Here is a 20,902-nt window from a genome sequence, read left to right as displayed (position 1 = left end):
GGGCATCCTCCTGTTGCCTGTTTGAAACTTGACGCGAACACGGGGCGCGCAGGGCGGCCATCGGCCTGCCCGGCGGGCAGCACGTTCACGATTTTTGGTTGTGCGAGTTGGCTAAGGGCCAGTCAGTTCGTCGCGGCGATCTCCGCGTCGAACCTTTCGAGCAAGCGACTTCGTTCTTCCGGCGAGCCGAAGGTGGCGAAGTCGTAATCCACCATTTTGATCATCGAGATATCGGGCGCGGCGAGCGGTAGGTTCGAGCGCGCATTGGACGGCACCTGGTTCTGCCCGGAGGCCGCCCCGGTGCCTTGGCCCTCCGGGCTCAGCGCGAAGTCGACGAAGATCTTCGCCGTCTCCAGATGACGGGCACCCTTGACGATGCTGACCGCTCCGATCTCGTAACCGGTCCCCTCGCAGGGCGCGACGATGACCAGCGGCGAGCCCGCCTGCTTCTGGGTGACGGCGTCATGCATGAAGGAAATGCCGATCAGCGTTTCTCCGCGTGCGGCCGCTTTCACCGGGGCGGAGCCGGCCGTCGTGTACTGGTCGATGTTGCGGTTGAGCGCCGACAGGAAGCGGAAGGCTTCCTCTTCACCGAAAAGCTGGACCAGCGTCGCAAGCGTGGTGAAAGCGGTACCGGAGGAATTCGGGTTGCCGCTGCGGATACGGCCGCGATAGGCGCTGTCTGCGAGGTCCTTCCAGCAGGTCGGCGCCGGCAACTTCAGTGCATGCAGGAGATCGGCGTTGTAGGCAAATCCAAGCGCCCCAGCGTAGATGCCGGCCGATCGGCCGCCGGAGATGGCGAAGAAGTTCTGCGCCCAGGGCAGCATGTCGCGTTCATGCGCCGGTTTATACGTTTCGAGCAGGTTCTCGGACCCTGCCTGCAGATGGGTGTCGCCCGTGCCGCCCCACCAGACATCGACGGTCGGGCCGTCCTTCTCGGCGCGGAGCTGGTTGAGGATGTCGCCGGTGCTCATGCGCGTCATCGAGATTTCGAGGCCGGATTTCGCCTCGAACGCCGTCTTCATCGTGGCGCACCACGCTTCGTCGACACCGCACAACACGGTGAGCGCCGGCGCCGTCATGCCTGTTGTGGCGGCGCATAGCCATAGCGCCACGCCCGCGCCGATTGCGGTGATGCCTCTCACGATGTCCTCCTCTTCGGAACGCTGCCGTCCCAATCTCCGCAGTCAGGATGTCGATATTCCCCGCCTGCCGCAACCCGCAGAATGGTTACCGTTCTTACAGCTTCGGGCGCTCTCCGCCGTTTCAAAATTACAAAGATTACAAATATGACAAATCAGATAATGCGAGCTGCTTTGAACATTCAGACGGCCCCGCCTATGATGGGGGCGGGAGGACGTGCATGCTGAGTGAAAGGATACGGATTCTGATCGTCGAGGACGATCCGGACATGGCGGAGCTTATTTCCGATCTGGTCGAGGCGGAAGGCTGGCTACCGCTTACAGCGCCGTCGGCGGAGGCGGCGGCCAATGTGCTCGCGCGCGAGGCGGTGAATCTCGTGCTTGTCGACCATAATTTGCCGGGCACTTCGGGCCGCACCTTTGCGCAAAGGCTGCGGGCGCGCACCAATATCGGCATCGTCATGGTGACGGCGGCCGGCAGCGCTGCCGATCGGGTGCTGGGCCTGGAGACGGCGGCGGACGATTACGTCGTCAAGCCATTCGAGCCGATCGAGCTGACGGCGCGCATCAAGGCCGTCCTGCGCCGCACCCATCCTTCGCTCAAGCCTGAGCGGGAAAGCGAGCGCGAGCCTGAACCTGCATCGATGAAGCTCGGCGATTGGTCGATCGACCTCCGGAGCCGCCGGGCGATTTGCCTGACGGATCCCTCCAGATCGCTGACGAGCGCCGAGTTCGCCCTTCTGGAAATCCTCGCAGAAACGCCGAACACGCCGGTTGGCCGCGCGCAGATCCTCGACCGCCTCGGCGCCGAAAGCGATCGCTACATCGACCGCAACGTCGATGTGCTCGTGCTCAGGCTTCGCCGCAAGATCGAGCGCAATCCGGATCTACCGCGCCACATCAAGACGAGACGCGGCAAAGGCTACGTGCTCGATACCGACGACGGCGAGCCGAAATCGTGATCGTTCGCCCTTTTCTCTCGTCGATCGCCTTCCGGCTGCCCTTCGCGATCGTCTTCATCTGCGTCCTTGTCTTCGGCCTTGCAACGGTTGCGGTCTTCGGCCTGCAACGGGCGCGCGACGAGATGGCGGCCTACGGGCTGCAGGCCTTTTCCAGCCTTGCAAGGGCTTCCCTGGTTTCCCGCCAGGTTTCCGACCTCGTGTCGAGCGCACCGTTCCTGATGAACGCGACCTCTCCCTATCGCGTGTCGAGCGAAAGCCGGTCGGTCGTGACGCAGGTCGACGCGCTGCTGCGCGCCATGGTGCCGCACGATGGCGACGCGGCCGCCAAGGGCTTTGCCAGTGCTCATATCGTCGAGCTCCTGGAGACCATCCGCATGCAGACGATGACGCTGGCCGGCGACGCCGAATCGGCCCAGCAGCACAAGGCGGAAGCGGCCGCCGCGCTTGGCGAGATCGCGATCGGCAGCGGCATGGCCGACGCCGACTTCCGCCGCCGCCTCAATGGGATCGTACAATCGGCATCCAACTCGGACAGCCTGTTCCAGCTCGGTGAATTGCGCCGCCGCTACATTGCCGAAACGGTGCCGCGTCTCGAGCATGCGGCGCCGGATATCCGGGTTTCCGCCGCCGAACTCGCGCCTTACGAACGGGTTTTCGAAGCGCAGACGCAATATCTCTTGGAGATGTTCGCCATTCGCGCGGCTGTGGCGCGATTGCACAGCGTGTCGCGCGACCTCTCGCATGCGACGGAAACGCAGAGCGAGGCCGTCGCCCGCGGCCTCAACGACGATCTCGTTTCGACCTCCGATGCTCTGAGCCGCCTGCTGGTCATCGTCGCCGTCGCCGCGCTCCTCGTGCTCGTCATGGCAGTCTTCTCCATTCGCTCCGTCATGCGCGTGTCGCGTGGGATCGTGTCGCTGTCCAATGGGATGAACGCGCTTGCGGAGGGGCGCCGCGACGTCGACGCGCCGACCTACAAGGGGACGGAAACGGAGCTCGTTCGGCTGTTGGAGGCGTTCAGCGCATTTCGAGAAAGCGTCGAGCGCGTCTCGCGGCTCCGTCGGACGGCCGAGGCCGCCGCGCGCACCATCCGTTCAACCTTTCGCAACATGAACGAAGGCATCGCGCTCTTCGATCCCAGCGGCAAGCCGATCACGATGAACCGCCGCGTCATGGAGCTCGTCGGGTGGCCGGGTTCGGCAAGGAAGCTGCCGCTGCGCAGTTTCGTGAGCCCGATGCCCGAGATCGACCCGGCTCTGCTGCCGGCCGATCGCGACGCGGGCACGCTCGACGACCGACTTGTCCTGCGGCATCGGTCCGAGGTCGGCCACGTGATCGAGGTTTCGCTGTCGCGGCAGCCGGATCGCGGCATCGTGCTGCTTGCCCGGGACGTGACCGACATCGATCGGCAGGAGGCCGAAGCGGCAAAGGCCCAGCGCCTCGATGGCATCATGCGCATGACGCACCAAGTGAGCCACGAAGTCGGCAACATGATCGGCATCATCACCGGCAGCCTAGGGCTTCTGGAAAGGGACACCGGTTTCAACGATCGGCAGAAGCGTCACATCGCCCGCATCCGCAAGGCGGCCGATCGCGGCCGTTCGCTTGCCTCGAGCATGTTGTCCGTGGGCAGCCAGCACCCGATCCAGCCCGGCACGCTGGAGATCGGCGGGGTGCTGCGCGGCATGGCCGACGTGCTGGAAATCGCCGTCGGCGAAAAATGCCGTCTTGCCTTCGAGATCGCCGACGGCCTGCCCAATGTGCAGCTCGATGCCGCCCTCTTCGAGCAGGCGATCCTCAATCTCTGCCTCAATGCCGCTGCCGCGATGCCTGAGGGCGGGACGATCCTGATCCGGGCCGCTCGGATGGAGGGCGACGTCGTCGTCTCCGTGACAGACGAGGGGATCGGCATGTCGCCGGAAGCCGCGGACAAGGCGTTCGAGCCCTATTTTACCACCCGCGACGAGCAGGGCGGCGCCGGCCTCGGCCTCGCCGTTGTCTACGGCTTCGTCCGGCAAAGCGGGGGCGATGCCCGCATCCTCTCTCAGCCGGGAAGGGGAACGACCGTCGAGCTGGTCTTTCCGAGTTGAACCGTCGGTGGCGGTCTACGGATTTCGCCGCCGCCCGAGCCGTTGAACGGCGGCATCGATGCGTTCGCCGTTGTCGCGGAAGGCCGACCAGAGCCACGTCATCAGCCACAGCATCAGAAGCCAGGCGAGCACGACGTCAGAGAGGAAGTGTGCGCCAAACACGATCCGGTTGAGCGACAAGGCGAGGATCAAGGGGATGAGCGCGACGATCGCCATGCGTTGCCACCGAACGGGCAGAAGCAGCGCCAATGCAATGAGAGCAATCGCCGTTGCGGATTCGCCGGACGCGAAGGAGCAACTGCGCGAGCAGGCGCTGGAGACCTGCCAGGCGGGCGTGAACGGCAGGCTGCCGCCGAAATCCGTGATGTCGTAGGGGCGGGCGCGGCCGACCAGCCGCTTCAGCGTCTGGATGAGCAGCCCGGGCCCAACGGCATAAAAGGTGAGGAGGAACAATGCCTTGTGCGGACGCAGCAACCGTGGGTGCGGGGTGATCGTCTGTATGATCAACAGTGCCAGGACGGACGGCAGGATGAAGACCGGCAGGACGCGATTGAAGTCGCGAAGTGCCCTGAGCACGGGCTCCCGGGAAAGCGGAAAGTCACCTGCCGCCGATGCAGCCCAGCGCGAAACGACGAGATCGATGCCGGGAAGGGCCATGAAGACGAAAGCCGCGCAGATGGTCAACGCGCCGGCAACGGCGATCGGTTGATCTTCCATGCGGGCGCGGGCTTGCCTGACCCACAGACGCGGACTGGCGCGCAACCGTCGGATGCCGTCTGAAGATGTTGCCGTGGATGGGAAAAGGCTGGACATGCCGGTCGCTCGCAGATTGTCGGTGTGCGCGGACCGGACATTTGCTTCGCCCTGTCAAGGCTAGGTGGAGGATCAAGGTGCGCTTGACGCGTAGAGTAACGCGATTGTTGGCCACACCTTTTGGTTGATTACAGGTGGCGCCATCTATCAATTTCCCTGGCGCCTCGGTGCCGATTGTCAAGAAACGGCGGAGATTTGTCCGGCGCTCTATCCGGAAAGCCAGAGAAGGGGCGGTCGTGCTGCCCGGACGAATTGCAAGTCGAATCCTTTCGTCCCATAAGCTGCTCATTACAACATCGGCCCAGGGAGTTGGTTTATGGTCGACAAGGGTCTCATCCTTTTGGCGGAGGACGAGCCGGAGATCGCGCAGATACTCGACGCCTATCTGGTGCGCGATGGCTTCAGGACGGTGCGTGCGGCCGATGGCGAAACGGCGCTGACGCATCATGCGGTTTTGTCGCCCGATTTGGTTCTGCTCGACGTCCGCATGCCGAAGCTCGATGGCTTCGAAGTCCTCGCCCGTCTGCGACGCGAGGGCAACACGCCCGTCATCATGGTCACGGCCCTTGCCGAGGATCTCGACCGGTTGACCGGCCTGAGGCTCGGGGCCGACGATTATGTGGTGAAACCCTTCAATCCTCAGGAGGTGGTGGCGCGCGTCAACGCGGTGCTGCGGCGCACCCGAAACGGCGCGGGTGCGACCGTGCTTCGCTTCGAGAATGTGGAGGTCGATCTCGATGCCCACGTCGCCTTCGTCGAGAAGAGCGGCCGCCGCCATTCGGTGCCGCTGACGCTCAGCGAATTCCGCATCCTTGCCCACATGATCCGTCGCCCGACCCATGCCTTCGACCGCGCCGATATCCTCGATGCCTGCCTGCCGGACAGCGATGCGCTGGCCCGCACGGTCGATACCCATATCGCCAATCTCAGGCGCAAGCTGGACGATCTCGGCGCCTGTGGTTTCTTCAGCGCCGTGCGTGGCGTCGGTTATCGTTTCGTGGAGCCGAGATGAAGATCAGCCTCTCGCGCCTGCCGCTCGGCGTTCTCACGGCCCTGGTGACGATCGTTCTGCTGATCATCAGCGTGTTCATCATCTATGCCGGCGTCGACTACATGGAGCCCCGGCTGGAAGCGAAGATGCTTGAGCGGATGCCGCCGGAGGCAGCCCAGGCCTATACCGATTTCAATTCCGGCAAGCTGCCGAGCCAGGAATCGCTGCAGAAATTGCTTTCGACCATGCCGGAACTTGAGGACTGGGCGAACTGGGAGGTGGACAAGATCATCCTCGGCTTCGGGGCCGCCGCCGTAACCTTCTGCGGTCTCGTCGGCTACTGGCTGGCGCGCAAGATCAGCAGGCCGCTCGAGGTGCTCGCCCAGGCAACGCAGAACCTCAGGGCGGGTGATTTCGCCGTACGCGTCGGATCGATCCGCAAGGGTGCCAAGGAGGTGGCAACGCTCGTGAAGACGTTCGACGAACTGGCGGCCGAGCTCGAAAACATGGAGAATCGGCTGCGTTTCAACACGATGGCGGTGGCCCACGAGCTGCGAACGCCGCTGACGATCCTTCAAGGCAACCTCCAGGGCATGGCGGATGGCGTGTTTCCTCTCGAACAGGAGAGGGTCCAGCAACTGTTGCTGCAGGTGGAGGGACTCTCCGCCCTGGTCGAGGACTTGCGGACGCTCTCGCTCGCCGCCGGACAGAAGCTGGTCACGCAGTGTCAACCGGTCGATCTTGCGGCCGAGGCAACCCAGGTTCTCGGCGCGTCCTGCACTTTGCTTGGCGCGGTCGGCATGTCGGTCGAGACGGCGCTGGAACCGGTCCGGGTCTCCGGAGATTCGCAACGCCTGCGCCAGGCGCTTCTGGCGCTGATCGAGAACGCCACGCGTTACGCAGCCAGTGGCGGGGTACTACGGTGTGAGACGGGCCGACGCGGGGCTGACGAGGCCTTCATCCGGTTGCTGGATCGCGGCCCAGGACTGCCGGACGACGTCTCGACCCATTCGATCGATCTTTTCTGGCGGGGCGATGCCTCACGGTCGCGGGCAACGGGAGGCACCGGCCTCGGTCTCTCCGTCGTGCAGGCGATCGCCAAGGCGCATGGCGGGCGGCTGGAATTCGCATCCCGCGCCGGCGGCGGCGCCGTGATCACGATCGTCCTGCCCCGCGCAGTCCCAGCCTAAGGCCGGCGCCGGCCTCCGGGCGTCGCGCCTGGCGTGCAGATTCCGCGCTCATTTGCCGACCGCTTCTCCGCAATTCCTTGACAGTCCGAAGGCAAACCCAGGCTGGCCGATTAACCCCGCCGGCAGCATTTGCTCTCGAGGATTGCACCATGTCCCTGGAAATCAGGCAGGAATACAGCGCGGACCTGCGGTTACCCGCTCAAGACACTACGACGCATGGCGGCGCGCCGTTATCGTCTTCAGGACGCTCGCTGCCCGGGTCGATTGCCCGAGAGCGGTCGCGAACCAAAGCATCGATCCTGGGCCACGTCCTGAAGCTCGGCCTCAGGGTCAACCTGAAACGCGCTATCGTCTTTTCGATGCGATTTGTGCGCCATCCCTTCCTTACTGCGCGCTGGATCGCCTTTCTCGGCGAGTTCGGCGAACGCTATCGCCTGGGGCTGCCGCATGACGATCTCGTGCGCAAATCGATCCCGACCTTCTTCCTGCACGGTGCCTCTTCGTCCGGACGGCTCGACTTGCTGCTCAATCATTTCGACGTCGCGAGCGAGGTCCTGTCACGCCGCTCGCTGATGGCGCTCTGGCGGGGAGGCGCGCTGGAGATGGGAACGGTCTCCGGTCGCGCTGAGAACTATCGCATTCAGCTGCAATTGGCCGACCATTGCGGTGCCCGTCACGAGGGTGCCTTCGCAATCAGGCTTCGCCGCCAGAGCGACGAATACACGCTTTGTACGGTCGGCTTCGTCTTCGTACGCTCTGGCGACGACACCTACAGCCTTGCGATCGGCGGCATGCAGGGGCCGAAGGGCGAAGATGCGAAACGGGCGTTGATCACGGCAACGCGTGATCTTGGTGGTTTGCGTCCCAAGGATGCGGCGCTGCTCGTCCTCCAGGGGCTGGTGGCGGAAGGTCATGCGGCCTTTATCCATGCGGTTTCGAACGAAAGACACGTGATCAATCGCCGTCGCCTCAAGCGGCGGAAGATGATGATGGTGGATCTCGACGCCTATTGGTGCGATCGCGGCGGGGCACCGGCTGAACCCTTCGGCTTCCGCCTTCCCGTTGTGGACGCCAAGGCCGCGCCCGGGGGCAATCGGCGCGAGCAAAGCAAGCGGGCGTTCCGCGACATCGGCGCCTGGTTCTACTGAACCGGGCGCATCGGCACGCTTCCTCCCTTCTGCTTTTCTAAAACAGTCCCTTGGCGGCGGCGCCGACGGCGATGACGCCGAAGGCGATCAGGACGAGGCCCGAAAGGCGCGACACCCAGGCGACGAAGCTGCCGGGCAGCCGTGTCCGGGCGATCGCGACCCCGCCGCTCAGGAAAAACCACCAGCCGAGCGAGCCGAGGAACACGCCGATGACGACGATCGCTGCACTCAGTGCGTCGCCGGTTTTGGCGAGGCCGAGGCCGGCGAAGATCGCGGCAAAGGATAGGATGGTCGCCGGGCTGGTCATCGTCAGGAGAAACGTTGAAGCCGTCGTGCGGATGAGATCGTGTCCGCCGACATCGGCTGCGGCTGTCACCGGTTTCGGCCGCAAACCGCTTAAGCCGAGCCAGATCATGAACAGCCCGCCGGCCAGGCCAAGCGGCGTGGCCACGATCGAGAGCACGGCTGCGAAAGCGGCAAAACCGATCGCGGCAAGGGCTGCGTAGGTGGCATCGGCAGCGGCCGTTCCCAGTCCACCGGCGACGCCGGCCCAGAACCCGCGTTCCAGCGTGCGGTTGATGCAGAGCGCCCCCATCGGGCCGAGCGGGGCTGCGATCGCGAGACCGAGCAAGAGGCTTTTTCCAAACAACAACGTAGACATGGCAGGTCTCCGGCGCGGCATGGCTCGACACCCCAATGGATGGCCATGCGCAGCAATTCAAAAATGTAGCAGCAAGTCTTTGCGCCTCCGGTCAGGCGCGCTGTGCGGTCGTCGCCAGGCTTTCCCGGACGGTCGACAGCGCGATCACCGTTTCGCTTCGCGCCAGGAACCGCCGTTGCTTCAACTCGGCAAGGAACGGTTCAAGGTCGCCAAGTGATGGCATCCGGACCTTCACGCAATAGGACCAGGCGCCGGTAACATGGTGGCACTCGGCCACGGCCGGATGGTCGGCCATGAAGCTACGGAACGCCGCCTCATCCGCATCCGGCGCCAAGCCGACCCAGACGAAGGCCAGCACGTCGAGGCCAAGCGCGCGATGATCGACCTCAAGCGTAAAGTTTCGGATCACGCCAGTGGCGACGAGCCGACGGATGCGTTCGTTGACGGCGGAGGGGGAAAGCTCCACCGCGGCGCCGATATCGGTCAGCGACCGCCTGGCGTCTTCAGCGAGAATTTCAATGATTTTTCTGTCCACTGCATCCATGACCAATGAATACGCGGGAATTTAGGAATTGTACAGAAGATTCTTTGTTTGCCGATGGGTTCGGCCGAGGAAACGTTGGCCGGGTGGCTTACTCGATGTCCTTTAAGGCGTCGAGCGGGCCGGTCAGTGCCGTTCGTGGCTGCACCAGTTCGGGTTGGATAAGGTGGATGCATGGTTGGGGCCGGGCCTCCTCGATGACGTCGAAGGCCTTGGTGATCATGCCCTCGACGTCCTGCCGGATCATGATGACCGGGAAGGGCAGGAAGGATGCGAAGGGATCGTAGTCGTAGCAGCCGACGACGAGATCGGCGAAGTTCTCGTGCGGATGTCCCGCCATGAAGCGCAACAGGCCCTCGAAGTTGATCGAGGAGTTGACGAAGAGACCACGCGGCAACTTGCCGTGCTTCTCGTAGAAGGCCTCGAAGGCCAGCCTCGCATTGTTCGGCGCATAGCCGGTCGGCTGGATGCACTCGTCCGGATCGGCGCCGAGAAGCTCGTTTTTGACGGCGCGGAATCCGCGGATACGTTCGCGGCTGGCATGGTCGTTGCGGCCGCCGAAGAGGTAGAGTTCATGCGGTTCGAGCGGGCGCGTTGCCTGGAAGTGGCGGATGATCGCCTCCGTCAGCATCCGCCCGCCTTCGTAGTTGTCGCTGATGACCGAGGGCACTTTGGTGCCAGGCAGGTCGATGTTGATGTGCTTGAGACCGGCCGCCTCGCAAACCTCATGCACACCGTCAGGATCGGTGGCGCCGCAGATGAAAAGTTCGTCGATCGAGTAGGAGATCAGCGTCTCCGCGGTCTTGCGCTCCTCTTTCGGATCGCGGCTGGCGCTGACGACGATCGGGCATTGCCCCTTGCTTCGGACATGCGCCTCGAAGGTCTGCGCCATCGACGAGAAATAGCGGTTGTCATGGATCGGCAGCAGCAGGCCGATCAGGCCGGAGCGCGAACTGCGCAAGCCGCGTGCCTGGCGGTTGGCCGTATACTGGTGCGTCTCAGCGAGGCTCCGGATGAATTCCGCCGTGCTTTCCTTGATCCGGCGTTTCTGCCAGGTGCCGTTCAAGACAGCACTTACGGTTGAGGGCGAGCTGCCCGACAACACCGACAGGTCGTAGATCGTCGCTTTCTTTTTGCCGCTGTTGGCCATCGCTTTCTCCCTTGATCGTTTTAGTGCCGATTTCCCCTTGACGAAAGATTAAGTCTGCACAATAGTTCTTGCACCATCGATTGTGCAAACAAGAAATATCGATTGTGCAATTTTGGTGGTGCCGTCTGAGGAGGCGGTGATCCGGGAGGCGAGGGCGCACTTCGCCAGTGATGGTTTGAAACTGGAGGCCGGCGCTTGGAAGCGACCGGGCGCGTTCCCTCTTCGGGAACGAGTGGAGGAGAGACATGATCAGGAAAATTCTCGTCGCCGCCCTGGCGACATCGCTGGCGCTTGCCAGCTCTGCAGCCGCCTTTGCTCAGGATGCCGGCAAGGTCGGCGTCGTCGTCAAGATCGGCGGTATTCCGTGGTTCAACGCCATGGAAGCCGGTATCAAGGAGCGCGGACAGAAGCTCGGCGTCGACGCCTTCATGGTCGGTCCGACCAGCGCCGATCCGGCGCTCCAGGTTCGCGCCATCGAAGATCTGATCGCCCAAGGGGTCAAGGTCATTGGCGTGGTCCCGAACGACGCCAAGGTGCTCGAGCCGGTTCTGACCAAGGCCAAGGAAAAAGGCATCATCGTCATCACCCATGAATCGCCGAGCCAGAAGGGCGCCGACTGGGATTTCGAACTGGCGTCGTCGACCGGTTTCGGTGAGGCGCACGGCAAGCTGCTCGCCGAGAAGATGGGCGGCAAGGGCGAATACGCCGTCTTCGTCGGTTCCCTGACCGTGCCGCTGCACAACGCCTGGGCCGATGCGGCGATCGCCTATATCAAGAAGAACTACCCGGACATGACGCTGGTCGGCGACCGCTATGGCGTCGCTGAAGACGTCGACAAGAGCCGGTCGACCGCGCTCGACCTGATCTCCGCCCATCCGAACCTGAAGGGTTTCCTCGCCTTTGGCAGCCAGGGCCCGATCGGTGCCGGCCGCGCCGTCGAAGAACGCCGCAAGGTCGGTGAGATCTTCGTACTCGGTCCCTTCTCCCCCGGTCAGGGCCAGAAGCTGGTGAAATCCGACGCGATTTCCGGTGGCTTCATGTGGAATCCGAAACAGGCCGGCGAAGTCTTCGTCACCCTTGCCGACAAGCTGATGAAGGGCGAGGAGGTCAAGGAGGGCGACGAGATCGAAGGTCTCGGCAAGATCAAGCCCGACTTCGAGAACCGCAACATCATCGTCGACCAGCTCGTGCCGATCAACAAGGACACGGTCGCAGATCTCGCGGCCATGGGTCTCTGACAGACCTCAACGGTTCTCCCGGCTGCTGGGCCGGCTCCGGCCGGCCTGGCAAGTCCCCTCAAACGGTACTGGAGCGGGATGAGGAAAGGTGTTTTCGGCTTTCCGCCCGCATCCCGCTCTAACTTAACGCGATTTATGGGCAGGCACATGCATCAGCTTGCGACCGCGGGAGGAAGCGAGAAGCCGCTTCTGGCCCTGCGCGACATCAACATGACCTTCGGCGGCGTCCGAGCGCTCAAGAATGTGAGCTTCGACGTGCGTCCGGGCGAGGTCCATTGCCTTGCCGGTGAGAATGGCTGCGGCAAGAGTACGCTGATCAAGATCATCACCGGCGTCTATCGTCCCGCCGACGGCGCGTCGATCGAATATGACGGCGAGAGCTATTCCCACATGTCTCCGGTGACCGCGCAGGATCGCGGCATCCAGGTGATCTGGCAGGACCTGGCCCTTTTCCCCGAGATGAGCGTCGCCGAGAACATCGCCTTCCAGACCGTGCTCGGCCGCTGGCCGAAGCTCGTCGACTACAACCGTATGCGTCAGATCGCCAAGGATGCGCTCGCCCGCCTCGGCGTGACGCTCGACGTCGACCTGCCGCTGAAGGAATACGCCATCGCCCAGCGCCAGATCGTCGCGATCGCCCGGGCTCTCGTCGGCGAAGCGAAGCTCGTCTTCATGGACGAGCCGACCGCATCGCTGACCCAATCGGAAACCGATCACCTGCTTGACATCGTTCGCGGGCTCTCCGCCTCCGGTGTCGCCGTCGTCTTCGTCAGCCATCGGCTTGCCGAGGTGCTGGAGATTTCGAGCCGCATCACGGTGTTGCGCGATGGCGCGCTGGTGGGTGTCTACCCCGCGGCGGGCATGACGCAATCGCGCATCACCGAATTGATGACCGGCAAGACCTTCGATCAACAGGTGCGGGCGAAGTCGCGTGACGGGCAGCCGGTCGTGCTTGATGTGAAGGGACTGTCGCGCCCTAGCCAGTTTGAAGATGTTTCCTTGACGGTGCGCCGTGGCGAAACGCTCGGGATCACCGGTCTGCTCGGCGCAGGGCGTACGGAACTGGCGCTGACACTCTTCGGCATGTTGAAGCCCGCATCCGGTACGATCTCGCTGGAGGGCAAACCTGTCCATTTCTCCTCCAATCGCGATGCGATCAGGGCCGGGGTCGCCTATCTCTCCGAGGACCGGCTGTCGCTCGGCCTCATCCAGCCGCAATCGATCGCCGACAATCTCGTCATCAGCTCGCTCGACAAGGTCCTTTCCGGCGGTCTCCTCTCGGAAGAGCGCAAGCGCAGCCTTGTCGCTCGCTGGATCGGCGATCTCGGCGTCAAGATCGGCCTGCAGCAGGATGCGATTTCGACGCTTTCGGGCGGCAACCAGCAGCGTGTGGCGATCGCCAAGTGGCTCGCGACAGATCCGAAGCTTCTCATTCTCGACGCTCCGACCGTCGGGGTCGATGTCGGCGCGCGCGCCGGCATCTTCGACATCGTCGCGCGGCTCGCCGAAAGCGGGCTGGCGATCATCCTGATTTCCGACGAGGTGCCGGAAGTCTATTTCAATGCCGATCGCGTGCTGCACATGGCGCAGGGCCGCATTGTCGGCAGCTATGATCCGCGCACGTCCTCGCTCGCCGATATCGAAGGAGCTGTCTATGCGTAGCTTCGTCCGTACCCACGCGACGGAAGTGTCGCTGCTCGCCGTCATCGTCGCGATCAGTGCGGTGCTGTCGGTCTCGACCGCCAACTTCTTCTCACTCGGAAATGCCTTCGACCTGCTCAATATCAGTTCGGTCAACATCATCTTCGCCGTCGGCCTGCTGGTGGTTTTGATTGCCGGCGGCATCGACATCTCCTTCGCGGTCGCTGCGTCGGTCGTCCAATACGGCACGGCGATCGCACTCGGCTGGATCGGCGGCGGAGGCTGGGTCTCGGGACTGCTGATCGCCGGTTCGCTCGGCATCCTGCTCGGTGCGATCAACGCCTTCCTGATCCACCGCTTCCGCGTCATATCGATCGTCGCGACGATTTCGACCTTCAATATCTATTTCGGCCTCTTGATGTTCTTTACCAAGGGCGTGTCGATCTACGACCTGCCGGGCTGGCTGACGGACCGCGTCATCCTGTTCGAACACGAGATGGCCGACGGAACCTGGATCGAGATCACGCTGCCGGTCTTGGTGATGGTTCTCTGTGTCATCGCCACCTGGGTGCTGATCACCCGCACGACCACCGGTCGCCAGCTCTATGCTTTCGGCGACAATCCGGAAGGCGCCCGCCGCTTCGGCATCAACATCGGCGCGATGCAGTTCATCGCCTTCGGCTGGCTCGGACTGATGGCGGGGATCGGCGGCCTGATCCAGGCACATTATGCGCAGGAAGTGGTGCCGAACGCGCTCTATGGCCGCGAGCTCGACGTGCTGGCGGCGGTCGTCCTCGGCGGCGCGCGGCTTGGCGGCGGCAAGGGCTCGGTGCTCGGCTGCGTGCTCGGCGTGCTCCTGATCTCGATCACCCAGAATGGCCTCAACCTGATGGGTGTGTCGCCCTTCGCCTTCAAGATGATCGTCGGCGCCATCATCCTCATGGCGATCACGCTCTCCAACACCCGCATCGAAAGGCTCTTGCCCTTCGTCAGCCAGAAAGGAGCCGGACGATGAACGCGATCATCGAACGCGTGAAGACCGTGCTCGGGCCGGAAATGGCCGGACCGGGCCTGGCCTTCCTCGCCGTGGTGCTGGTCTTCGGCATTGCCTCGCCGCAATTCCTGAGTGCGGCCACTTTCGGCTCGGTCGCCTTCCAGCTTCCGGAGCTCGGCCTGCTGACGCTCGCCATGCTGCTGCCGATCCTGACCGGCGGCCTCAACCTCGCGATCACCTTTACCGCCAACATCGCCGGGCTGACGCTCGCCTGGGTGCTGCAGGCAAATGGCGGCGCCGATGCCGGACCTGCCGCATTCATGCTCGGCTCGGTTCTGGCGATCCTCGTCGGTGCGGCAAGCGGCGTGATCATGGGACTGGTGATCGCCTTTACCCGCGCCCATCCGATCCTCGTCTCGCTGTCGATGATGATCTTCCTCCGTGGCCTCGGCGAGTTTCTGACCCGCGGCGGCGATGTCTCAGGTTTCCCGGCCTTCATCGGCCCGCTTGGCCACGGATCGCTCCTTGGGGTGCCGGTTCCGCTCATCGTCTTCGTCGTCTGCGTGCTGGCCTGGCACGTGCTGCTCACCCGCAGCAAGCTCGGCTTCAACACCTACATGATCGGCTCCAACCTCGAGGCGACGCGCTATTCCGGCATCAACACTCGCAAGGTAATCGTGCTCGTCTATGCGCTTTCGGGCGCCATGTGCGCGATTGCCGGCATCATCATGCTGGCGCGCTTCAACTCCGTGCGCATCGGCCACGGCGAAAGCTACCTATTGATCACGGTGCTCGCCTGCTTCCTCGGCGGCGTCAATCCGTTCGGCGGCTTCGGCCGGGTCATTCCCGTCTTCGTCGCGCTGGTGGTACTGCAGCTTCTCTCCTCCGGTCTCAACCTCGTCGGCGCCAACCAGCATCTGGCAACGGCCGTCTGGGGGCTGCTGCTTGCCGGCGTCATGGTGCTGCGCTTCGTGGCGACCAAGTTCAAGATTTCATTTGTCAGAAAGGAAACGTGACCATGCAGGGTTTTGGTGTCCATACGAGCATGTGGACCATGAATTGGGATCGTCCCGGCGCTGAGCGCGCGGTCGCCGCGGCGATGAAATACGGGGTGGATTTCATCGAGATCCCGATGCTCAACCCGCCGGCGGTCGACACCGCCCATACCAAGGCCCTGCTCGAGAAACACAAGCTGCGCGCCGTCTGCTCGCTCGGCCTGCCCGAGCACGCCTGGGCATCCGTCCGTCCCGATGCGGCGATCGAGCACCTGAAGGTGGCGATCGACAAGACGGCCGATCTCGGCGGCGAGGCGCTCTCCGGCGTCATCTACGGCGGCATCGGCGAGCGCACCGGCGTGCCGCCGACCGAGGCCGAATACGACAACATCGCGCGCGTGCTGCAGGCGGCGGCCAAGCACGCCAAGATGCGCGGCATCGAGCTTGGCGTTGAGGCGGTCAACCGCTACGAAAACCATCTGATCAACACCGGTTGGCAGGCGGTCGACATGATCAAGCGCGTCGGTGCCGACAATGTCTTCGTCCACCTCGACACCTACCACATGAACATCGAGGAGAAGGGCATCGGCACCGGCATTCTCGATGCGCGCGATTTCATCAAATACATCCACCTGTCCGAGAGCGATCGCGGCACGCCCGGTTACGGCAACTGCGCCTGGGACGAGATCTTCGCGACGCTGGCGGCGATCGGCTTCAAGGGCGGCCTTGCGATGGAGAGCTTCATCAACATGCCGCCGGAAGTTGCCTATGGCCTCGCCGTCTGGCGACCCGTCGCCAAGGACGAGGAGGAGGTCATGGGTAACGGCCTGCCGTTCCTGCGCAACAAGGCGAGGCAATACGGGTTGATCTAAAGCATTTCCAGCAAACGCGCGCAGCGGCTTACGTCCGGAAATGCGTAAAAACAAACAGATAGAGCGGCTTTCGCTGGAGCCGCTCTAGAACGCTTCTGCGCGCGTTAGATCAGGACGGGAGGTTGCGAGCGAGATGTCAGTCGCAGCGGATGACGAGGCCGCTACGGTGGCCGTGCTCGATGTCGGCAAGACCAATGTGAAGCTGAATGCGGTCTCTGCAAACGGTGTCGTTCTGGAAACGCAGAGCGTCGCCAATTCGGTGCTGCCGGGGCCGCCCTGGCGACATCACGACCTCGCAAGCCTCGGCGAGTGGGTCCTCTCCAACCTCGCAGCGCTCGGCAATCGTCATCCGCTGCAAATCTTCGTCGCCGCCGGTCATGGATCCGGTGGCGTCCTCGTCGGCGCAGATCCCGACGCGGAGGCCGGCGTCGCCTTACCGATGATCGACTACGAGCAGCCTTTGCCGGAGGCGATCCGGCAAGGCTACGCGCCGCTTGCCGGCTCCTTCTTCGATCGCGGCAGCGCGATGATGCACAGCGCCACCCATCAGGCCCGCCAGCTCTATTGGATGCAGGAGCATGCACCGGATGCGGTCGCCGGTGCGCGCTGGTATCTCGGCTTGCCACAATACTGGGCGTGGCGGCTATCCGGCGTTGCGGCATCGGAAGCAAGCTTCCTCGGCGCGCAATCGCACCTGTGGAACGTCGCCGAACGCCGGTTCGCGCCCATTGTCGCCGCGCGCGGCTGGCAACGGCTGATGCCGGATTTCGCCGATGCCTGGCAGGTCCTCGGCCCGGTACGTCCGGAGCTTGCCCACCGTTATGGCCTGCCGAAGGGGCTGCGCGTGCTGACCGGCGGCCACGACAGCAGCGTCAACCACTATCGTTACCATGCCGCCGGCCTCGGCGATTTCATCGTCGTCTCCACGGGAACCTGGATCGTCGGCTTTTCCGGCCGCACGCCGCTCGGCCGGCTCGACGAGCATCGCGGCATGACGCTGAACAGCGACGTCTTCGGCAATCCTCTGGGCGGTGTGCTCACCATGGGCGGACGCGAGTTTTCGCATGTGGCGGGCACCGCACCGCCGGCAGCCCAGGTCCCGGACGATGTCGTGCTGGGCCTGATCACCAAACGCACCATGGCGCTGCCCTCCTTCGGCGATGACGATGGCCTCTTTCCGGGAAGCGCCGGACGCGGTCGCATTAGCGGGCCGCCACCGGAGACCCCGATCGAGCGCAAGGCGCTGGCTCTCATCTACTGTGCCCTGCTGACGGCGGAATGCATTGAAGCGCTCGGGCCGGGGCCGCTGGTCGTGCTTGACGGAAGCTTTCTGCGCGATCCCCTCTATGCCCGCCTCGTTGCGGCGCTCATGCCGAACCGGCGGGTCCGCTTCAATCTGGATGCCTACGGCGTGGCCTCCGGTGCTGCGCTGCTTGCAAGTCAGGGCCAACGCCAAGGTCCCGCGCCGCTGTCGCTCGCCGATCCGGGCGACGTTTCGCATCTTTCGCCTGCGGTCGCCGTCTATGCGTCGCAATGGCGCGCCCGAGCGCGCGCCGGGCACAACAATGGTTCCAGTCGCGACTTCGAAAGGACATATCGATGACCAAGACCGACATGCTCTCGCTCCGCCGCGAGATGGTGGACATCTGCCGCCGGATGAACTCGAGCGGCATCAACCAGGGCACCGCAGGCAATCTTTCGGTGCGCACCGACGACGGTTTTCTGATCACGCCGTCGTCGCTGCCCTATGAGACGATGCAGCCCGAAGATCTGGTCGAGATGGATTTCGACGGCACCTATGTTGGTCTTCGTCCGTCGTCGGAATGGCGCTTCCACCGCGATATCCTGAGGGAGCGCACCGACATCAACGTCGTGCTGCATTGCCATTCCGTCTATGCGACGACGCTTGCCTGCCATCACAAGACCATTCCGAGCTTCCACTACATGACGGGCATCGCCGGCGGCACGACGATCCGCTGCGCCGAATATGCGACCTTCGGCACCCAGGCGCTCTCGGACAATGCGCTGGTGGCGCTCAAGGACCGGACGGCCTGCCTGCTCGGCCAGCACGGCCAGATCTCACTCGGCAAGACGCTCGAGTCCGCGCTCTGGCTGGCGATCGAGATCGAAACCCTGTCGCGCATGTATGTCCAGGCGCTGACGCTCGGCGAACCGCCGGTGCTCCCCGACGATGAGATGGAGCGGGTCATCGCCCAGATGCGTCGCATGAGCTACGGCCAGGCGCCGGATGGCGAGGGCGTCAACGACGTCGCCCGCCCCCGCGCTGCGATTTAAGGGGGCGTCCGGCGCGCAAGTGCTCCCCGGCGCCTTGTCCGTCCGTCGTCGCAAAGGTATCAGGAAGGATCAGTGCGGCAGATGCAAGGAGCAAGCGCGGCCATGTCGAACGATCACGCGTCCGAGGTCGGTCTTCATCTGACATTTCCCGGCTCCATCGTGGTGATGGGCGTGTCGGGTACCGGCAAGACCTCGGTCGGCGAGGCCGTCGCCGCCGCCTGCGGCTACCGCTTCATCGAGGGTGATGCACTTCACCCCGAGGAGAACATCCGCAAGATGTCGGCGGGCATCCCGCTCACCGATGCGGACCGCTGGCCGTGGCTGAAGGAGATCGGCCGGCAGCTCGCATCGGGTGATGCTCCGCTCGTCGTCTCCTGTTCGGCGCTGAAGCGCAGCTATCGCGATCTGTTGCGTGAGAGTGCCGGCAAGCCTGTTGCCTTTGTCTATCTCCACGGCGATCGCGACGTTCTTACCGGGCGAATGCAGCGCCGGACGGGACATTTCATGCCTGCCTCGTTGCTCGACACGCAGCTCGCGACGCTGGAAGACCCTGTCGGCGAGCCTTTGACCGTCACCGTGGACATCTCTCCGCCGCCGCAGGCCGTGATCCATGAGGTGCTCGCGCAGCTTGTGGGGCTGGGCGTTGCCGCTGGCCGCTAGGTCTCGAAGCGGTTTTCCGAAAACGACCGGTTCGGCGCGGTCGTGACGCCACAAGCTGCAGGTTCCTCGTGTCGTTGCCCCTCCGGCGACCGCTTCACGCACAGGATGTAATCATCGGGTGCCTTCGCATTTTCATATCGTGCTTGGCTTCGCCGCTCTTTGGAAGGAAATTAGCGGAACGCGGTGTTATCGTCCGGCCATGTCGCGGCGTTGATATCATTGCTTTCGCCGCGATCCGCGTAGAGGATGGAGCGTTATCGTCCGGCCGCTGTGGGAGGAGACCGCGCGGCCCGCACGATGGGAGGATAGACATGTTTGAGGGCGGATTGAGCTTCGCGCTTGGCGAGGACATCGACGCATTGCGCGAGAGCGTGCGGCGCTTCGCGATGGACCGCATCGCGCCATTGGCGGACGAGACCGATCGCAACAATGCATTTCCAATGCAGCTCTGGCGCGAGATGGGCGAACTCGGCCTGCTCGGCATCACCGCTGGCGAGGAATACGGCGGTGCCGGCTTGGGCTATCTCGCCCATTGCGTGGCGATGGAGGAGATCAGCCGCGCATCAGCCTCGATCGGCCTCAGCTACGGCGCGCACTCCAATCTCTGCGTCAACCAGATCAACCGTAACGGCAACGACGACCAGAAGGCGCGCTATCTGCCGAAGCTAATTTCTGGCGAGCATGTCGGCGCATTGGCGATGTCGGAGCCCGGCGCCGGGTCAGACGTCGTCTCGATGACGCTGAGGGCCGACAAGCGTGATGACCGCTATGTGCTCAATGGCAACAAGATGTGGATCACCAATGGCCCGGACGCCGACGTGCTCGTCGTCTATGCCAAGACCGATCCGACGGCCGGTCCACGCGGCATCACCGCTTTCATGGTGGAGAAGGGCTATGCCGGGTTCTCGACCGGCCAGAAGCTCGACAAGCTCGGCATGCGCGGCTCCAACACCTGCGAACTGATCTTTAAGGACTGCGAAGTGCCGGCAGAAAACGTGCTCGGCACCGTCGGCGGCGGCGTCCGCGTGCTGATGTCCGGGCTCGACTACGAGCGGGTGGTGCTTTCGGCAGGCCCCCTCGGCATCATGGCCGCTTGCCTTGATGTCGTTGTCCCCTATCTGCATGAGCGCAAGCAGTTCGGTCAGCCGATCGGCGAATTCCAGCTGATGCAGGGCAAGCTCGCGGACATGTATGTGACGGCGAATGCGGCACGTGCCTATGTCTATGCGGTGGCGGCGGCATGCGATCGCGGCGAGACGACGCGCAAGGATGCGGCCGGCTGCATTCTTTATGCGGCCGAGAAGGCGACGGCGCTTGCGCTCGAGGCGATCCAGGCGCTCGGCGGCAACGGCTATACCAACGACTACCCGGCGGGTCGTCTGCTGCGCGACGCCAAGCTTTACGAGATCGGTGCCGGCACCAGCGAAATCCGCCGCATGCTGATCGGCCGGGAACTGTTCACCGAGACGAGCTAGAGCGGGATGAGACGAAAGCGGCCGAACTCGATCCAATGAGGACC

Annotated in this window: 19 protein-coding genes; 14 read left to right on the top strand and 5 right to left on the bottom strand. The window is 63.8% G+C overall.

The window, feature by feature from the left end:
- Positions 1-122: 122 nt before the first annotated feature.
- Positions 123-1,145 carry an ABC transporter substrate-binding protein gene (locus BHMPCIPO_RS21220; RefSeq protein WP_247958724.1) on the bottom strand — a complete coding sequence of 341 codons (1,023 nt, stop codon included), beginning with the start codon at positions 1,143-1,145 and terminating at the stop codon, positions 123-125.
- Positions 1,146-1,363: 218 nt separating this feature from the next.
- On the opposite strand from BHMPCIPO_RS21220, the gene BHMPCIPO_RS21215 reads away from it, so the two are divergent.
- Complete coding sequence (locus tag BHMPCIPO_RS21215; protein ID WP_173518806.1) at positions 1,364-2,104, top strand: response regulator transcription factor; 741 nt, start codon at positions 1,364-1,366, stop codon at positions 2,102-2,104.
- The gene (locus tag BHMPCIPO_RS21210; RefSeq protein WP_173518805.1) at positions 2,101-4,194 is read left to right on the top strand and encodes a two-component system sensor histidine kinase NtrB; all 2,094 of its coding nucleotides are present in this window, start codon (positions 2,101-2,103) and stop codon (positions 4,192-4,194) included. Before BHMPCIPO_RS21215 ends, BHMPCIPO_RS21210 begins: the two co-directional genes overlap by 4 nt.
- A gap of 15 nt (positions 4,195-4,209) precedes the next feature.
- On the opposite strand, the gene BHMPCIPO_RS21205 is transcribed toward BHMPCIPO_RS21210, so the two are convergent.
- Positions 4,210-4,911, bottom strand: a complete 702-nt coding sequence (locus tag BHMPCIPO_RS21205) for a phosphatase PAP2 family protein (RefSeq protein ID WP_173518804.1) — start codon at positions 4,909-4,911, stop codon at positions 4,210-4,212.
- A 412-nt stretch (positions 4,912-5,323) separates the two neighbouring features.
- Here BHMPCIPO_RS21205 and BHMPCIPO_RS21200 point away from each other — a divergent pair, with 412 nt between their 5' ends.
- The 3 genes from BHMPCIPO_RS21200 (at position 5,324) to BHMPCIPO_RS21190 (ending at position 8,336) form a co-directional block, all read left to right on the top strand.
- Entirely contained in the window at positions 5,324-6,019 is a 696-nt protein-coding gene (locus tag BHMPCIPO_RS21200) for a response regulator (protein WP_173518803.1), read from the top strand.
- Entirely contained in the window at positions 6,016-7,188 is a 1,173-nt protein-coding gene (locus BHMPCIPO_RS21195; RefSeq protein WP_173518802.1) for an ATP-binding protein, read from the top strand. Before BHMPCIPO_RS21200 ends, BHMPCIPO_RS21195 begins: the two co-directional genes overlap by 4 nt.
- 149 nt (positions 7,189-7,337) lie before the next feature.
- Positions 7,338-8,336 (top strand): DUF535 family protein, encoded by a 999-nt coding sequence (locus BHMPCIPO_RS21190; protein ID WP_173518801.1) that lies wholly within the window; start codon positions 7,338-7,340, stop codon positions 8,334-8,336.
- 37 nt (positions 8,337-8,373) lie between these two features.
- On the opposite strand, the gene BHMPCIPO_RS21185 is transcribed toward BHMPCIPO_RS21190, so the two are convergent.
- From BHMPCIPO_RS21185 to BHMPCIPO_RS21175, 3 genes are all read right to left on the bottom strand, one after another.
- Positions 8,374-8,997, bottom strand: coding sequence for a LysE family translocator (locus BHMPCIPO_RS21185; protein WP_173518800.1), 624 nt, complete (start codon positions 8,995-8,997; stop codon positions 8,374-8,376).
- A 91-nt stretch (positions 8,998-9,088) separates the two neighbouring features.
- The gene (locus BHMPCIPO_RS21180; protein WP_173518799.1) at positions 9,089-9,541 is read right to left on the bottom strand and encodes an Lrp/AsnC family transcriptional regulator; all 453 of its coding nucleotides are present in this window, start codon (positions 9,539-9,541) and stop codon (positions 9,089-9,091) included.
- A gap of 88 nt (positions 9,542-9,629) precedes the next feature.
- Positions 9,630-10,688: a LacI family DNA-binding transcriptional regulator gene (locus tag BHMPCIPO_RS21175; RefSeq protein WP_173518798.1), complete on the bottom strand. Its 1,059-nt coding sequence runs from the start codon at positions 10,686-10,688 to the stop codon at positions 9,630-9,632.
- A gap of 245 nt (positions 10,689-10,933) precedes the next feature.
- Between BHMPCIPO_RS21175 and BHMPCIPO_RS21170 the strand changes: the two genes are divergently transcribed.
- From BHMPCIPO_RS21170 to BHMPCIPO_RS21130, 9 genes are all read left to right on the top strand, one after another.
- A complete protein-coding gene (locus BHMPCIPO_RS21170; protein WP_173518797.1) occupies positions 10,934-11,926 on the top strand; it encodes an autoinducer 2 ABC transporter substrate-binding protein in 993 nt (330 codons plus the stop codon).
- A gap of 147 nt (positions 11,927-12,073) precedes the next feature.
- On the top strand, positions 12,074-13,588 hold the full coding sequence (locus tag BHMPCIPO_RS21165; RefSeq protein WP_173518796.1) for a sugar ABC transporter ATP-binding protein: 1,515 nt from the start codon (positions 12,074-12,076) through the stop codon (positions 13,586-13,588).
- Entirely contained in the window at positions 13,581-14,582 is a 1,002-nt protein-coding gene (locus BHMPCIPO_RS21160) for an ABC transporter permease (RefSeq protein ID WP_173518795.1), read from the top strand. The genes BHMPCIPO_RS21165 and BHMPCIPO_RS21160 overlap by 8 nt, the downstream gene beginning before the upstream one ends.
- Positions 14,579-15,577 (top strand): ABC transporter permease, encoded by a 999-nt coding sequence (locus tag BHMPCIPO_RS21155; RefSeq protein WP_173518794.1) that lies wholly within the window; start codon positions 14,579-14,581, stop codon positions 15,575-15,577. Before BHMPCIPO_RS21160 ends, BHMPCIPO_RS21155 begins: the two co-directional genes overlap by 4 nt.
- A 2-nt stretch (positions 15,578-15,579) precedes the next feature.
- Positions 15,580-16,428, top strand: a complete 849-nt coding sequence (locus BHMPCIPO_RS21150) for a sugar phosphate isomerase/epimerase family protein (RefSeq protein WP_173518793.1) — start codon at positions 15,580-15,582, stop codon at positions 16,426-16,428.
- Between the two features lie 133 nt (positions 16,429-16,561).
- A complete protein-coding gene (locus tag BHMPCIPO_RS21145; protein WP_173518792.1) occupies positions 16,562-18,031 on the top strand; it encodes an FGGY-family carbohydrate kinase in 1,470 nt (489 codons plus the stop codon).
- A complete protein-coding gene (locus BHMPCIPO_RS21140; RefSeq protein ID WP_173518791.1) occupies positions 18,028-18,723 on the top strand; it encodes a class II aldolase/adducin family protein in 696 nt (231 codons plus the stop codon). Before BHMPCIPO_RS21145 ends, BHMPCIPO_RS21140 begins: the two co-directional genes overlap by 4 nt.
- A 102-nt stretch (positions 18,724-18,825) precedes the next feature.
- Positions 18,826-19,383, top strand: coding sequence for a gluconokinase (locus BHMPCIPO_RS21135; protein WP_246304500.1), 558 nt, complete (start codon positions 18,826-18,828; stop codon positions 19,381-19,383).
- A gap of 311 nt (positions 19,384-19,694) precedes the next feature.
- Positions 19,695-20,858: an isovaleryl-CoA dehydrogenase gene (locus BHMPCIPO_RS21130; protein ID WP_173518790.1), complete on the top strand. Its 1,164-nt coding sequence runs from the start codon at positions 19,695-19,697 to the stop codon at positions 20,856-20,858.
- Positions 20,859-20,902 lie beyond the last annotated feature (44 nt).

The sequence above is a fragment of the Ensifer sesbaniae genome (assembly GCF_013283665.1).
GTDB classification, from domain to species: Bacteria; Pseudomonadota; Alphaproteobacteria; order Rhizobiales; family Rhizobiaceae; genus Ensifer; species Ensifer sesbaniae.
This window is presented reverse-complemented; position numbering and strand designations above follow the sequence as displayed.